The following is a 14,201-nucleotide window of genomic DNA, read 5'->3' on the forward strand; positions in this document are numbered from 1 at the left end:
ACGGATATGAAAAATAAACCGCAAAATATTCTGGGAATAGCGATGGTTATTCCCTCTTTTCTCATTTTGCTGCTCGTAGTCGTCATCCCGATCGTGCTGGCGGTGCTGGAGAGCTTCCGGGACGATCATACCGGAGCGTTCACGTTAAGCCACTATACATTTTTGTTTACCGACAAATTCATGCTGCGCAACATCGGCTTTACGCTTAATTTGACGGTGGTCTCCATGCTCGTCGTTATTTTTGTCAGCTATATGCTTGCGATGTATTTGAGATTCAATCAAGGCAAAGTAGCCGATTGGATTCGGCGGCTTTATTTTATCCCTATGTTCATTCCGTCTGTCATCGGTACTTACGGCATCATCTCCATGTACAGCAACCACGGGTGGCTGGCGAGGTTTGTCATGCTGGCGGGCGGGGACTATTTCCCCCAAATTATATACAGCTACAGCGGCATTTTTCTGGCCAACTTATGGTTTAATATCCCGTTCACGACGATGATGCTCAGCTCTGCGCTGGCCTGTATACCAAATTCGGTCGTGGAGAGCGCCAAGGATGCAGGCGCCGGACGGCTGCAAATTCTTGTCCGGTTTATTGTCCCGCTGTCGTACAAAACGATGCTGGTTGCGATGACCTTCGTCTTTATGGGTATCATCGGCAGCTTCACGGCGCCGTTCCTTATCGGCCCGAATGCGCCGCAGGTGCTCGGCGTTGCGATGGAGCAGATGTTCGGCGTCTACAAGGAAATCGGCCGGACCAGCGCTACGGCGGTGTTTATGTTCCTGCTCTGCTCGTTTATGGGGTACTTTTATATTCGCAGTATGATTCAAGAGGAGCGACAATAGATGAAACGACAGGTTATGCGCTTTGAGCCCGGGGCTCCAGCGATTATCGATGCCGGGCAGGAGGTAAAGCTTCATTTCGATATGGATGAAGCGGGGATCGCAGAGTTTATGCTGACGGCGGCTTGCGATGGAGACTGGCTGGTCGAAGGCCGGGAATCCGTGATGCTGCAAGTGCTGCTGAACGGCGAATACAATCAGGATATGATTTTGTTCTATGGCGACCGGTGGCTCGAATATCCGCGGCTGCTCGGTTATTTGGAGGCAGGCTCTTACGAGGTGGAGCTGCGGTTTCACGGGCTGTCGTCGCCCGGAACTCGGCAAGCCAAAGTGAAGGAGGCAGCTGTCCATTGGGTGGAACGGGACTCCGAGCTCGGGCTGGTTTACCGGTATGCTCCGCTGCTGTACGGCAGAGAGTTGGGACATCCGGTGGAAAGCCGTTATACGGATACGCCGCTGCTTGTGTTTTACACGTTGGAGCGGAACGAGGCCGGGACGGTTCTGGAATATCAGGTGCTTTACAGCCATGAAGATGAAGGAACGCCGGCTCCTATGCTGATGGCCAAGTGGGGGAGGCTCACCGACATCGAGTGGACGCTGCGGGTTGTACTTGGACGGGACGGCGAATGGATCGGAGCGACGTATCAGGGTCTGCATCATGTGACGACCGAGTTCAAGGGGCTAACTATGCTGGGAGGCCACCCTGTGCTGCAATCGGCCAGTGCGCACGGCATGGTAACGGATGTTCCGACTTCGGGCTATAGACTGCTATTGACACCGGTATACCGTTGGAATCCGGCTGCCGAGCCGCGCGAGCGCGCGATGGACGCGTTCCCGTTTACGTACCGGATGATGGCCTGGGAGTATCAGCGGCACCGGTACTTGTCGCAGCTGCCTGCCGTCGGAACGGGCGCGGAGCCGTGGCAGGTTATGGATGTGCGGGATTACTTGTACGTTCAGACGTCCAAGTGGGCTCATGAGCCGGCGCTGCAGAAGGCTACAAGCATAGATGTGCGCGTGAAGCTCAAAGGAAGCGACGCAATCTATTCAAGCTCGTTCGGAGACTGGCAGCTAGCAGGGTTCCGGGCTGTATATAATGGGCCTTACGAATGGTTCTCGACAACGGTGAAGCTGCCTTCGGGCACGGTCATTAGCGATATAGAAGAGATTGCGGCGGTGTGGCTGGAGGGCGGCGACCGGATCGTTACGGTTCGCGGGCTGAAGGCTTTTATGCTGAATGACGATTATTTGCCGGGCGTGGCGATAGAGACGTCAAAAGAGCTTACTATGTCGGCGGATGAGCCGATCGGACGGCTGTGGAGCGAAGCATGAGAGCCTTGGTGGAAGTTCAAGGACGTCTGACACCCGTTGCTTCTAAAAGCCAAATCGTTTATACCTTTGTGGCGGAGCCTGGATTTGACGGATTATCGATCCGATTCAGCTATTCACCGAAGCTGCTGGAAGACCGAAGCCGCGCGCTGGAGCTCATTCAACAGGCGGCGCCTCGGTATATGGAAGATCCGCAGCTCGGCCACTATTTGCAGCGCTGGGAGCAGGCGCTTCCGCTGCAAAATTTGCTTACGCTGTCGCTGGACGATCCCAGCGGCTTTCGCGGCGCGGCGCACCGGCACTCGCCGGAACAGGAGCACCGCATCGGCGTGGCGGAGTCAACGCCCGGATTTTTGCCGGGGCCGGTATCCGCAGGCTTATGGCGGATTACGATAAGCGTGCATGCGGTTGTCACCGATGTGTGCGAGTACGAGCTTCAAGTGTCGGGGTGGACGAGGGAGGATGGACATGGACATTCGTAGATCAGGAGCTGTCACGTCCGAGCGTTGGCTTGCTTGCGAGCTCCATACGCATACGCTCCACAGCGACGGCCGCCAGACACTGCACAAGCTCGCTATGAGCGCAGCCGCGCTGGAGCTGGACTGGATCGCGCTGACCGACCATAACACGACGTCCGGCCTGCCGGGCAAGGAAGAGATCGAGCAGGCGACAGGGATCTCCATCCTGAACGGGCTGGAGTGGACGACTTTTTACGGTCATATGCTTGTGCTCGGCTTTGAGGAGCAAGGCTATGCAGATTGGCGGATGCTGGGACCTGGGGATTTGGCTCTGGGATTACGCGAGGTAAAATCACTCGGAGCCTTGGCGGGTCTTGCCCATCCCTACAGAGTAGGAAGTCCGATGTGCACGGGCTGTTATTGGGAGTACGAAATTTCCGATTGGAGCGAAATCGATTTTATCGAGGTTTGGTCCGGGACGTTTCCGGCCGTGCGAACGAGCAATCAGCGGGCGTTCGCGCTGTGGACGGACGTGCTGAACCGGGGCTATCGCGTTGCGGCGACCTGCGGACGCGATTGGCACGACTCGGATCCCGGCGCTGTGGAGCCGGAGCCGGTGGCGGTCACTTATGCCGGGAACGACAACCCGGCTAATGCCATCGCGCAAGGCGCGGTCGCCGTAACGATGGGACCGCTGCTCACCATGACGGCAGCCGCTGCGGAAGGCACCGTTGCAGGTATTGGCGGCGTGCTGCCGCTGACGGAACAAAGCCGATCGATCGAGGTATCCATTCGATTGGATTACGAGTGCCGCGCGTCCAAGTGGACGCTGCCGGAGCAGACGCTGGAGGTTCGGCTGGTCGGCAACACGGGAGTCTTCCGAACGGTTGCGATGCCTTTTGGAGCGAGTCATGCCATGGTCTCCATCGATACGGATGGTTTAACATGGATGCGTGCCGAGCTGCACGGCGTCATGAACGAGTGCTATACGATGATAGCTTTTACTAACGCGATCTACTGTGAACTGGGATGATTTCCGGCGGAGAGCGGGATAGCACCATAATACCAAAAGAGCAGCCACCGCAGATTCTCTGCGGCAACTGCTCTTTTTCCCTTACCCGCCGACGAGCGTCGAGCCCGTCTCCAGGAAGGTCTTCATGCCGGAAAGGACGATCGGCACACCGTTTTCGAGAATTTTGGCGGTTTGTTCCGCCTGTTCGATTTCGTCATGCACGACGGTAACCAGAGAGACGCTCGGGAACTCGGCATGCGGCTCAATCTCCCACGTTAGACGGGACGGAGAATCGCTCTCCGTGTTGGGAAAGGAGACGAACCTCCAGCTCATGGCCAGCTTCCAAGGCGAATCGAGCTCGAGGAGGATGCCTTCCGCTTTTTTTACACCTTCATTGTCCCACAGCTCAAAAGGAGAGCCGATTTCCCAAGTCGAGCGGATCGAGCAGTTGAACCAAAACTTGGAGGTTTTGGCCGGATCGGTTAATGCTTGCCACACTTGCTCGGGTGTCGCTTTAATGGCGATACGGTTGACATGACGCGGTTTTATTTCCATATGCGTTTCACGCTCCAATTCGTTTTTGAGTGAGGTTAATCCGATAGCCCACGGTTCGGCGTACTTGCTTACCCATCGGTCATAGATTTGACGAATGGGCACCGCATTCAAATAATGCAGCTTTTCCCGGCCGACCTTCCGGGTCGTTATAAGTCCGGCATCCTCTAGCTGGTTGAGATGCTTCATAACGCCGAATCTTGACATCTCCAAAGGGGCGCACAGCTCGTTCAGCGTTCGTCCGTCCGATGCGTGTAGCAAATCGAGCAAGGTGCGGCGGCTCGGATCGGCGAGAGCTTTAAATATTTCATTTTCCACTTGAACACCTCCTTGCCACAAAATATTTTGCTGGCGCTTGACATGTTACTTAATGGTAACGTATTATAAGTGTGACGATATAGTCACTTATTATCACAAACAGGTTTGTTTGTCAGCCGGCGGCACGCAGACCCGTTAATCCATAATGAAGGGTGAGGATTTACTATGAAAATCACGATGATAGCGGGAAGTAACCGTGAAGAAGCTACAAGTACTTATCTCTTGCAATACATTGGACGTCAGTTGGAAGCCCGCCACCAATGCTCCGTTACATTGATTCAGCTGCGGGAGCTGCCGCTGCCGTTTTTTTCTCCGAATGTCTATGAGTCTGATGCTAATGCCCGATACTTAGTGCAGCAGGTTGCAGAAGCCGACGGCTTGATTCTGGCTAGTCCGGAATACCATGGCTCCGTATCAGGAATGTTGAAAAACGCTTTGGACTACATGAATGGAAGCCACGTATCCGGCAAGCCGGTGCTATCCGTCAGCTCTGCAGGCGGTCCGGTAGGGGTAAGCTCGCTATCGAATCTGCAAACGATTGTACGCAATTTGCACGGTGTAAATTGTCCGGAATGGATATCCATCGGATACGGATCGCATAGCTTTGACTCCAATGGTCAACCAACCGACGGTGGGGTGAGGGAGAGGGTCGAGCAAGCGGTCGGTGCATTTGTGGAGCTAACCCGATTGCTTACAGCCGGAGCAGCGGCGGCAGCATATGGACGGAATGCGTAGTACTATTTTTTTTCTCCAAAATGTGACCTTTAAGTAACGTATTTAGGGACATCGAGCTAGCGTCATGGAACGCATGGAATCCAAGCTAATAATCAATCACAAAGGAGATGTTGTGACAATGAATACAAGGGAACAGAACCATACCGAAGCGGTAACCGCATTTATCGAAGATGCTTCGAATCGGAGCGAGCTGGAACGTACGGATCAATTTTTTGCCCAACAAATGATGGAAGCTTTTTCCGACCGCCAATATGGTATCGATGAGATTTTTGCCGAAGGCGAGAAAGCAACGGCAAGAATAATTATTACGGGCACGCATACGGGGATGTTCGCAGGCCAGGCGCCGACCGGCAAATCCGTCAGCATCACCCAGTTCCGCGAATTCCGGTTCGCCGAAGGCGAAATAGTCGAGCATCGCGGCTGGTTCGATACGGGGACGCTGCTGCCCCAGCTTCAAGCTAAATGACGTGCAAGTCATTACCATACCGATAACGAACAAAGGAGCTGTGCGGAGATGAAGACAATGGAGCAGGCAAATATGGAGACGGTGACGGTGTTTATAGAAGCATTTTGGAACCGGCATGAGATGGAATGCACCGAGCATTTCTTGTCAGCGGATTATCAGGAGCGTTCTTACCAGTCCAAGGAAGGCTTGAAGCAATTTGCGGCAAAAATAGGCGAGGCGTTCCCGGATAAGCGCTACACGCTGGAAGACGTCCTAGCTCAAGGCGACAAGGTGCTTGTAAAGATGAACGTCAAAGGCACGCATCAAGGGATGTTTTTTGGCAAAGCGCCAACGGGGAATACGATCGATGTGACGCTGTACCGTCAGTACCGCGTTGTCGACGGGAAGATTACGGAGCACCGCGGCTGGATCGATATGGTGACGATGTGGAGCCAAATTGAGAGAACGTAAAAGAGAGCTATATTTCCATTGATTATATCCGAGTTAAATAGTATGATTTATTTAGTTGACCGGACCGCCGGAGACTTCCCTTGCATGCTTATTATGCGGGGGAGGTCTCTTTTTTTATGGACAAAAACGTTGAGTTTACGCTGTTTTTCGGAGCGATATCAAATTTTCAATACGAGAGCAGTATTGGTGAGCGTTGGTAGCGTTTAGGAGTTGTTGCTAGTTGCTGCGGACCGTGAATCCGTTATTTCACCCAAAATGGCTCTATTTGCTGAGTGATCGGACAACAGATCCTTTATTTTGCCTAAAACCGCAGTTTTTCCTGGTGAAATTGGCAAATAACGGATCCTCTGTCCGATCGCACTCCCAAAACAGCGTCATTTCAGGAAATAACGGATTTCCTGTCCGATGGGTGCCAATCTATGCAGCCTGAAGAATGCCTCAGGACACCCTGCTGCTGCTTCAATTCCAATGGAATCTCAACATGCTCGCTGCCGGGACACCGGCAGCTTGTTTGCATTGCCCTTTTTGCACGTGTGCTTGTCTCTGAGCTGTGCAGCAAGCTGTACGGCTCTATGCCGTCATGCCGAGTCTGTCAGCTTACGGAACCGTATCCGATCCACAAGCAAATAAACGATAGGGATGCATTCAGTGACAATAAGAAAAGTCATCTCGCCGTGATTCAACGCCTCGGACAGCTCCGGAGCAGTCCGTGCCATGAGCAAGCATAACGTAATCATGGCGGCTGTCATGGAGAAGGAGAATGGTTTATGGTCCTGCAGTCCGAAGGAGTGGGTGAGCGCAATAACGGACACGAACACGAACAAGCTGATTTTGATGAACAAGCTGGACAACCATACGGAAATGAGGATGGGATCCAAATTTTCCAGAAACGACCCGATCCGTACATAGCTGATTAACTCCAGCTCCGGAAAAAATAAATTCGCAGACAAATGAGGTCCGAATATTAACAGCGTTGGAATCATATGCGTCAAAATAATGAATATCGAAGTGGCTGCGGCCCATCCTATCGATCTCATCGTTTTACCGGGCTTGGCAAAGTAAGGGAGCAGGAACAAGATGAAATTCATCTGTCCGTAAAGGGCCGTCACGAGATAAGTGCCGCTCCATATTCCTTTCAGTTTAAAATGATTCGTCAGCGCAATCAGCATATCCGGATTCATTCCTTCACCGACGAACAGAGGGACGATTAGCACGCCGAAGATGCTTAAGAAAAAGATGCCTTGAGCTGCCCGGAAAATAGTGGTTATGCCGGAACGTACGGCGTAAGCCACACAGATGCCGAAGACGGAGGCGACGGCCCAAGCCGGCGTGTTGGATAAATAAACGTCGCTGATGAAATCCTGAAGCTCTCTCATTACGAACGCTGCCGAGAACAAGAAAGAGAAAATCATCAGAGCCACGAGCGGGTAATGGAGCCATTTTCCGATAATGGTATGGCCGTAATGACCGAAAAATCGAGTGGGCCGCCTGATCGCCAGTCTATAGGAAATATAGGTAAGGAAAACGCCTCCTGCAGCGCCTGCAATCAGAGACAACCACGCCGCATAGCCCCCTTTCTCGATCAACGTACCCATCAAAAATCCGATCATGGTCGTAAACAGGTATTGAGTAAACAGCATGTAGATTTGCAGCTGGGTTACGCGTCCCGACTGGTTAATCATTTATTCGCACCTTCCCCCGTGATTAGGGTTTCAATGGGGCCAAAGACATATTGAATAACTCGCACCAACGCAAAATCTTCTTTGAAAAAATACAATACTTCCTCCCCGAGAAAGAGAATCAACGCGGTTCCTAACGCCAAAAGAAAAGTCCGGCGCTTTCGCTGCTTTCTTCTCAGATAAAACCACTCGAATCCGATAATGAAGACAAACACGACCCCGATCAGAATCACGCTCCAACCTCCGTTCTCGTGTTGTTCCGTATCCGCAGAGGATTTTTCTCCGTGCCTAAATGCTTAATAACAATTCGGGACTGAATGTTAAACTTGACCCTCTTGGCATAGATAGTACGCCATTGCGATTCAATCTCGGACCATTTGTGCGGGTAGTTCCAGTCGATATGATTGCCGAACTGAAATACATCCGCCCCTGCTCCTTGCGACTTCGTAATGGCTTTGGACATGCGGTCTTCGACAAGTCTAGCAAGGTCGTTCTCCAGAATAGCCCGCTGCTTCCCATCCTTGAAGTTAATATCGGACTCCGAGGAGATAAGATCGGCATCCGCCTTAGTGTAAATGTTCATTGTGATTTGATCGCCGGAAACTACCGGCTTGATCGTAGTGTGGTTATTTTTGACGATAAAGCTTACTTCCTTGCCGTCTTTGGTAGACGGAACGGTGATCTCCGAATCCTTGATCGTCTCCTGAATCCATAAAGCACCGCGCATTTCGTTCGTATTCAGCTCGGCTACCATTTTCCCTTGTTTGAATATGGCTGCTCCATCAGTGCCCATCCATTTCATAATGCTTTGTTTTTCGGTAGGTATCGTTTTCGTTTCAAAATGAAGCATTGGTATTAACATATCTCCCCCTACAAAGCTGGCCATAAGAGAATCCTTTACCGTCGTCTGGACGGTGAGATGCTGCTTGCTGTAAGCAACCAGGATATCGAAGGGAAATCGCTCGAAAACAATCGGTACCGCGGCTATCGCCTGAGCCTTTTCCGGCGCTACGAACACGGCTGCATTAATGTGAAACCGCGGTTCCCGCGCGACAAATTCGAGAATAGGCTGGATTCCTTCCTTGGCCAGAGCGCTCCCGATGATGATGACCGTTGTCTGGCCGAATGTTATTTTGCGGGACAAATCCGATTGAATAAAACGATAAGCCTCACCGATATCGCGTCCCTTTTTGGACACGTAAGTAAAAGGGTTTTGTCCTTGTCCGCCGGAGCCTCCGGCTTGTCCGGGAATGAGACGGTTAGGTAAGGGGAACGCGAGCGTTACTTCCATTCCGGATTCGGCTTTGTCGATCATGATCATTTTTACAAAGGCACGGTCATTCAGCTCAATGGAATTCCAGCAGCCGCTAAGCACTAATAACAAGAGCAGACCGATGGACAAACGAAGGAAATGTATGGAACATGTAGTCTTAATCCTCGCTCTCCTCCTCTGAATACGACCATTTACGCCCCGTTTTGCGCTGCCTCATCTCGTTCTTTGTGCTGGATGGCTTCGGCCGTTTATTCATGAGCCACCAAGGCGCTCGAACCAAAGTATCCTTCAAATCGCTCGGCACAAAAGGAGTGATGGGGGACAAATAGGCTACCCCGAACGATCGCAAATTAATGAGATGAATGTAAAGGAACAGCAAGCTGCAGGCGATGCCGAACAGGCCGAACAGACCCGCCAAAATCATGATCGGAAAGCGCAGAAGCCGGAAGGACAAGCCTAGGTCGTAGTGCGGGCTAATGAAAGAGGCAATGCCGGTCAACGAGACGATAATGACCATCGCCGCCGACACAATTCCCGCCTCCACTGCCGCCGTGCCGATGATGAGTGCCCCGATGATCGATACCGCTTGGCCGATGGACTTCGGAATGCGGATTGCTGCTTCCCGCAGCGCCTCAAAAGAGATTTCCATGATGAAGGCCTCGATGAGCGCGGGAAAAGGAACAATCTCCCTGGAGGACATAACCGTTAACAGCAGCTTCGAAGGAATAATCTCCGGATGAAAGGTTGTTATGGCAACATAGGTCGACGGCAGCAGCAAAGATACGAATAGAAACACATAGCGAATCCATCGGATCCATGTGGAAGCGACAAACCGCTGGTAATAATCCTCGGAGGATTGCAGCAGCATCATGAGCGTGACGGGGGCAATGAGCGCTATCGGCGACCCGTCGACGATAATCGCCACACGTCCTTCGAGCAGTGCAGCAGCCATAATATCAGGCCGTTCCGTATATTGCAGCTGCGGGAAAGGGGAGAAGGGGGTATCGTCCAAATATTCCTCAACGACGCTGCTGCCCAATACACCGTCAATCTCGATCTTCGATAACCGGTATTTCACTTCTTCAAGAAGCTCGGGCTTGCACAGCCCGTCAATGTAGGCAATGACGACTCGGGTCTTGGACAAAGCTCCGACCCGCATGTTCTCCGTTTTGAATTTCGAAGTCTTCAACCGCCTGCGGATTAACGTTAAATTAGTACTTAAGTCTTCGATAAAGGCTTCGCGCGGTCCCCGGATCCCGGGCTCGTTAGGGGGTTCATCTATGGCCCGTTTTTCATGCTTTGCCAAAGGGAACTCAATAATCGTGTGCTCGCCGTCAACAAGAAGAATCACTTTGCTGTCCAAGACCGATGCGATTCCATCCGACAGCGTAGACAACCAGCGAAAATCCGAAATGGACAGCTGTTTCCGGTCAAATAGCTGCATGCGAAATTCATCGGCATCCGCCGCATCCATGCGGAAAAGAACCTTCAGCACGTCTTCTTGCAGGACTTTCAAATCGACCATGCCGCGCAAATACACAATGGCGCAAGGGATCATCGGTCCGGCGACAAAGGTGTGATAAGCCACATCGGAATTGTCGGTCAGCTGCATACGTATCCAGGCCAAACGCTCCTCCAAGGGGCGGTCGACGTCCTCGAACGGTTCTTGATGCTCATCGTTGCCGGTTTTGTTGTTTGCTGGGGGCTGGGGCTGGTCGTTCCGGTTGAGGAATGGGAATTTCGGCATGGGTAACCTCATGTTAGTGTATGATATTATACACTTTTTCCCATGTTGGAATGTTTTAAACGGGAAGCATGTCATTAGTTATTAAGGTGGGTTCGTACCGGGGGAAAGACTGGCCCTGCAAGCCGGACTGTCAGATTAGTGGAGATAAAAGGATAGAAATGAGCGCTCCATAACTGTAAGAAGTAAAAGGAGCGCCAATAAATCAATTCCCGGCAGACCAGTGCGCGGGGCGAGTAAGCGATCGTGGCAGCTTCGTATGGGCATCGCCCTTCGCTGCGTTAATCTGGAATTGCGTTAGAAAAATACAATCGGTAAGATCAGCACCCCTCAGATCGGCATCCCGGAGGTCGGCTCCGATAAGGTCGGCTGCCTTGAGATCGGCGCCTCTTAAGTCGGCGGCGATAAGGTAGGCTCCTCTTAAGTTGGCGCCTCTAAGATCGGCACCCTTCAGCTTGGCGCCGATGAGGTCGGCTCCCCGGCCGTAGGTCTTCTTGCGGCCTGAGGATCCCTTGTGAGATCGAAGCGCCTCGCCGCGCGCAAGCTCGCTGGCTTTAAGGAGCAGAACGTTGACCTCCGCCCGGTGGGCGTGAACGTCCAATTCCAGGATAGAGCCGGGATCGAGACAGGCAAGGCGTTCCGTCTCTTCGAACGCCTGCCGGAGCTCATCGCGGATCGGGGCAGCGGCTTGCAGCGTCAGCGCCTCGGTCAAATACGAGAGGAGCTCATGAAGCTGACGCATGATCGGGAACACCTCGAACATGGCTTTTGCCGTTTCGGGCGCTTGGCGCCAGTCCTGTCCGCCAAAGGTACCCTGGGAAACGTGCTGGCCAGCGCCGAAGCACTCATAAACCGTGCAGCCCCGATAGCCCTGCTGCCTGAGGCTCGAGTGAATGCCGCAGCGGAAATCCGGCTGCAGGTTCGAACAGGGCTGCCCGGAGTCTTTATCCTGCGCGAAGTCGACCGACGCAGCGTAAGGGAGCGCGACACAGCACAAGCCGAAGCAGCGATCACACTCCGAGTGCAGATTAAGGCCGCTGCCGCCGGGGGATGATTCCGTAAACTTGAGAGGGTCGGACATAACAATTCTCCTTTTTTGCTTTATGTGTTTGCCTATTAACCTTGTTCTATTGTAAGCCATAGCGGTGGCGGGATCACCGGCTTTTTCTATTAAAACGATTTATTGCCTCATTCTACTTATCGTAATACGGGAGACGCGTCCCGTCAAAGAGAAAGAGTGCCAACCCCGGATGGAGTTCGCACTCTTTTTACGATATAGCCGTGATGAGCTTACTTCTCGGATTCGATCCGGGCAAGCTCTTTACGTACGATGGGCGCGACTTTCGTACCCAGCAGCTCGATGGCGCGCAGTACTTCGCGGTGCGGCATCGTGCCTACATTGACATGCAGGAAGAACCGGGTGACTCCCAGGTTTTTGCGCAGTAAAAGGATTTTCTCCGCAACGTACTCAGGATCGCCGACATACAGCGCACCCCGAAGGCTGCGGGCAGCATCAAACGTGGCGCGGCTGTAATTCTGCCCCCATCCCCGCTCACGCCCGATGACGTTCATTTGGGCCTGCGTAGGCGCGAAGAATAAATCGGCTGCTTGCTCCGTCGTCTCTCCGACGAATCCATGAGAATGGGTTGCTATCTGCAGCTTGGCAGGGTCGTGTCCGGCCTGAACAGCAGCCTTTTTATACAGCTCGACCAGCGGAGCGAAGCTCTCGGGCATGCCTCCGATAATGGCAAAGGCTACCGGAAGACCTAGCATCCCTGCGCGGACGGCGGATTCCGGGCTTCCTCCAGTTGCAATCCAGACCGGCAGCGGATTTTGCACGGAACGAGGATAGACGCCCAGATCACGGATAGCGGGGCGATGACCGCCGCGCCAGGTTACCTTCTCCGATTCTCTGATGGCCAGCAGAAGCTCCAGCTTTTCTTCGAACAACTCATTGTAATCGTCCAGGCTGTATCCGAACAGCGGGAACGACTCGATGAACGATCCCCGCCCTGCCATAATTTCGGCGCGGCCGTTGGAAATGCCGTCCAGGGTGGAGAAGGCCTGATATACCCGTACCGGGTCGTCCGAGGACAGCACGGTAACGGCGCTCGTGAGCCTGATCCGCTTGGTCATTGCGGCGGCAGCCGCCAATACAACAGCGGGTGAGCTTGCCGCGTAGTCGGCCCGATGATGCTCGCCGACCCCATAGACGTCCAGCCCGACCTGATCGGCCAGTACGATCTCCTCGACCGCGTTGCGCAGCCGTTCGGCATGACTTATAGTCTTCCCGGTTACCGGGTCCGGTGTAGCTTCCAAAAACGTGCTTATTCCTATTTCCATGAAATTTGCTTGATCGGACATAGGTTTGTCGCCTCCTTCTTGATTTATAATTTACTCATTTTTTTATAGTATATCAAATTTAGTAAGTTATTGAAAGGTTTTGTTCTTACTTGGTAAATCGGTTAACCCTAACAAAGGAAATGAGTGTAAGGTGTTGAAATAATGGTCGGGGGTAAAAATTGGAATTCGATCCGGAGGTTCAAATGAAGCTTTTACTTATGCAGCCCAAGCTTGAGAAAACCATTGTTCAACTGGAGAATGAGCTAAGAGACCATCCGTCGGTTGACGGCGTGATCTTTCCGGAAGGCTATTTGAATGAAAATGTGCAGCAAGCATGCAGCTTGGCGAAGAAGTACAGCAAGATACTCATTGGAGGCTATAGAAGGCTGAATGAGAGTCCGAAGGACAGAGCCATTCTTATTAACCGTTCCGGCGATATCGTGTTGGATCGGATCAAATACAGCCAGACAGCCTTTATATCGATTGAGGGTCTGAAGATAGGTCACATTTTATGCGATGAGCTGGTCAGGCAAGGAGTGGCTGGTCAAGATACCTGCGGCATCGACCTCATTGTCCATCCCATCGGAGTAGGAATGTTCAGCGAGGAACAGTTCGACGAATGGATTCATGAAGCCCGCAAGATCGCTGTTGCTTACAACACTATGATTATCGGTACGAGTCACGCCGACGGCTCTTTCAGAGGCAGCGACGTATCCATACCTATTGCTTACTGCTTTGATGCCAACGGAGAGGCAGTCTTCGTTTCCAAGAACGATGTGCGAACCCGGGTGTTGGATGTTCTAACAAAAACCGTTACTTTTTCATGACTCATGAAAGTGGGATCCAACATTAATTCTTCCCATAACCTACGTGTCATAGTATTTGCCGTCAGACAAGAGCTTGTTTTGTTTCAAAACTCTTTCAAAAGGACTGAAAAACACCGTGTGAAAACACAAAGACAGCCGCTCATCTCGAGGAATGAGCGGCTGTCATGTTTTTTAC

Annotated in this window: 15 protein-coding genes; 8 read left to right on the forward strand and 7 right to left on the reverse strand. The window is 52.4% G+C overall.

The features are described from left to right. The first annotated feature begins 6 nt into the window (after positions 1-6). The 4 genes from ACFQ88_RS25330 to ACFQ88_RS25345 are packed head-to-tail and all read left to right on the forward strand — an operon-like array spanning position 7 to position 3,660. Entirely contained in the window at positions 7-843 is an 837-nt protein-coding gene (locus ACFQ88_RS25330) for an ABC transporter permease (protein ID WP_379458277.1), read from the forward strand. Further along, a complete protein-coding gene (locus ACFQ88_RS25335; RefSeq protein ID WP_379458279.1) occupies positions 844-2,172 on the forward strand; it encodes a hypothetical protein in 1,329 nt (442 codons plus the stop codon). After that, a complete protein-coding gene (locus ACFQ88_RS25340) occupies positions 2,169-2,651 on the forward strand; it encodes a hypothetical protein (protein ID WP_379458281.1) in 483 nt (160 codons plus the stop codon). Before ACFQ88_RS25335 ends, ACFQ88_RS25340 begins: the two co-directional genes overlap by 4 nt. Then, positions 2,638-3,660 carry a CehA/McbA family metallohydrolase gene (locus ACFQ88_RS25345; protein ID WP_379458283.1) on the forward strand — a complete coding sequence of 341 codons (1,023 nt, stop codon included), beginning with the start codon at positions 2,638-2,640 and terminating at the stop codon, positions 3,658-3,660. The genes ACFQ88_RS25340 and ACFQ88_RS25345 overlap by 14 nt, the downstream gene beginning before the upstream one ends. Before the next feature lie 81 nt (positions 3,661-3,741). Here ACFQ88_RS25345 and ACFQ88_RS25350 read toward each other — a convergent pair whose 3' ends face one another. Continuing rightward, positions 3,742-4,509 (reverse strand): ArsR/SmtB family transcription factor, encoded by a 768-nt coding sequence (locus ACFQ88_RS25350; protein ID WP_379458285.1) that lies wholly within the window; start codon positions 4,507-4,509, stop codon positions 3,742-3,744. Positions 4,510-4,674: 165 nt separating this feature from the next. Here ACFQ88_RS25350 and ACFQ88_RS25355 point away from each other — a divergent pair, with 165 nt between their 5' ends. The 3 genes from ACFQ88_RS25355 to ACFQ88_RS25365 all read left to right on the forward strand — a co-directional run bounded on the left by ACFQ88_RS25355 (position 4,675) and on the right by ACFQ88_RS25365 (position 6,160). Beyond that, positions 4,675-5,244, forward strand: a complete 570-nt coding sequence (locus ACFQ88_RS25355) for an NADPH-dependent FMN reductase (protein WP_379458287.1) — start codon at positions 4,675-4,677, stop codon at positions 5,242-5,244. Positions 5,245-5,362: 118 nt separating this feature from the next. After that, a complete protein-coding gene (locus ACFQ88_RS25360; RefSeq protein ID WP_379458289.1) occupies positions 5,363-5,710 on the forward strand; it encodes an ester cyclase in 348 nt (115 codons plus the stop codon). Between the two features lie 48 nt (positions 5,711-5,758). Then, positions 5,759-6,160 carry an ester cyclase gene (locus tag ACFQ88_RS25365; RefSeq protein ID WP_379458291.1) on the forward strand — a complete coding sequence of 134 codons (402 nt, stop codon included), beginning with the start codon at positions 5,759-5,761 and terminating at the stop codon, positions 6,158-6,160. Positions 6,161-6,738: 578 nt separating this feature from the next. Here the strand turns inward: ACFQ88_RS25365 and ACFQ88_RS25370 are convergent. The 6 genes from ACFQ88_RS25370 to ACFQ88_RS25395 form a co-directional block, all read right to left on the reverse strand. Then, entirely contained in the window at positions 6,739-7,842 is a 1,104-nt protein-coding gene (locus tag ACFQ88_RS25370; RefSeq protein ID WP_379458293.1) for a GerAB/ArcD/ProY family transporter, read from the reverse strand. After that, complete coding sequence (locus ACFQ88_RS25375; RefSeq protein ID WP_379458295.1) at positions 7,839-8,072, reverse strand: hypothetical protein; 234 nt, start codon at positions 8,070-8,072, stop codon at positions 7,839-7,841. The genes ACFQ88_RS25370 and ACFQ88_RS25375 overlap by 4 nt, the downstream gene beginning before the upstream one ends. Next, on the reverse strand, positions 8,069-9,241 hold the full coding sequence (locus ACFQ88_RS25380) for a Ger(x)C family spore germination protein (protein ID WP_379458297.1): 1,173 nt from the start codon (positions 9,239-9,241) through the stop codon (positions 8,069-8,071). The genes ACFQ88_RS25375 and ACFQ88_RS25380 overlap by 4 nt, the downstream gene beginning before the upstream one ends. Before the next feature lie 28 nt (positions 9,242-9,269). Next, entirely contained in the window at positions 9,270-10,859 is a 1,590-nt protein-coding gene (locus ACFQ88_RS25385; protein WP_379458299.1) for a spore germination protein, read from the reverse strand. 202 nt (positions 10,860-11,061) lie between these two features. Next, entirely contained in the window at positions 11,062-11,937 is an 876-nt protein-coding gene (locus tag ACFQ88_RS25390; protein WP_379458301.1) for a pentapeptide repeat-containing protein, read from the reverse strand. A gap of 209 nt (positions 11,938-12,146) precedes the next feature. Next, positions 12,147-13,199, reverse strand: a complete 1,053-nt coding sequence (locus tag ACFQ88_RS25395) for an LLM class flavin-dependent oxidoreductase (RefSeq protein WP_379458859.1) — start codon at positions 13,197-13,199, stop codon at positions 12,147-12,149. A gap of 203 nt (positions 13,200-13,402) precedes the next feature. Between ACFQ88_RS25395 and ACFQ88_RS25400 the strand changes: the two genes are divergently transcribed. Next, positions 13,403-14,026: a hypothetical protein gene (locus tag ACFQ88_RS25400; protein WP_379458303.1), complete on the forward strand. Its 624-nt coding sequence runs from the start codon at positions 13,403-13,405 to the stop codon at positions 14,024-14,026. Positions 14,027-14,201: the final 175 nt, after the last annotated feature.

It is taken from the genome of Paenibacillus sp. NPDC056579, assembly GCF_042793215.1.
Lineage (GTDB): Bacteria > Bacillota > Bacilli > Paenibacillales > NBRC-103111 > Paenibacillus_S.

Coding starts and splice junctions, on each gene's coding strand:
- ACFQ88_RS25330 (WP_379458277.1), top strand. CDS start 7: ATGAAAAATAAACCGCAAAATATTCTGGGAATAGCGATGGTTATTCCC.
- ACFQ88_RS25335 (WP_379458279.1), top strand. CDS start 844: ATGAAACGACAGGTTATGCGCTTTGAGCCCGGGGCTCCAGCGATTATC.
- ACFQ88_RS25340 (WP_379458281.1), top strand. CDS start 2,169: ATGAGAGCCTTGGTGGAAGTTCAAGGACGTCTGACACCCGTTGCTTCT.
- ACFQ88_RS25345 (WP_379458283.1), top strand. CDS start 2,638: ATGGACATTCGTAGATCAGGAGCTGTCACGTCCGAGCGTTGGCTTGCT.
- ACFQ88_RS25355 (WP_379458287.1), top strand. CDS start 4,675: ATGAAAATCACGATGATAGCGGGAAGTAACCGTGAAGAAGCTACAAGT.
- ACFQ88_RS25360 (WP_379458289.1), top strand. CDS start 5,363: ATGAATACAAGGGAACAGAACCATACCGAAGCGGTAACCGCATTTATC.
- ACFQ88_RS25365 (WP_379458291.1), top strand. CDS start 5,759: ATGAAGACAATGGAGCAGGCAAATATGGAGACGGTGACGGTGTTTATA.
- ACFQ88_RS25370 (WP_379458293.1), bottom strand. CDS start 7,842: ATGATTAACCAGTCGGGACGCGTAACCCAGCTGCAAATCTACATGCTG.
- ACFQ88_RS25385 (WP_379458299.1), bottom strand. CDS start 10,859: ATGCCGAAATTCCCATTCCTCAACCGGAACGACCAGCCCCAGCCCCCA.
- ACFQ88_RS25390 (WP_379458301.1), bottom strand. CDS start 11,937: ATGTCCGACCCTCTCAAGTTTACGGAATCATCCCCCGGCGGCAGCGGC.
- ACFQ88_RS25395 (WP_379458859.1), bottom strand. CDS start 13,199: ATGGAAATAGGAATAAGCACGTTTTTGGAAGCTACACCGGACCCGGTA.
- ACFQ88_RS25400 (WP_379458303.1), top strand. CDS start 13,403: ATGAAGCTTTTACTTATGCAGCCCAAGCTTGAGAAAACCATTGTTCAA.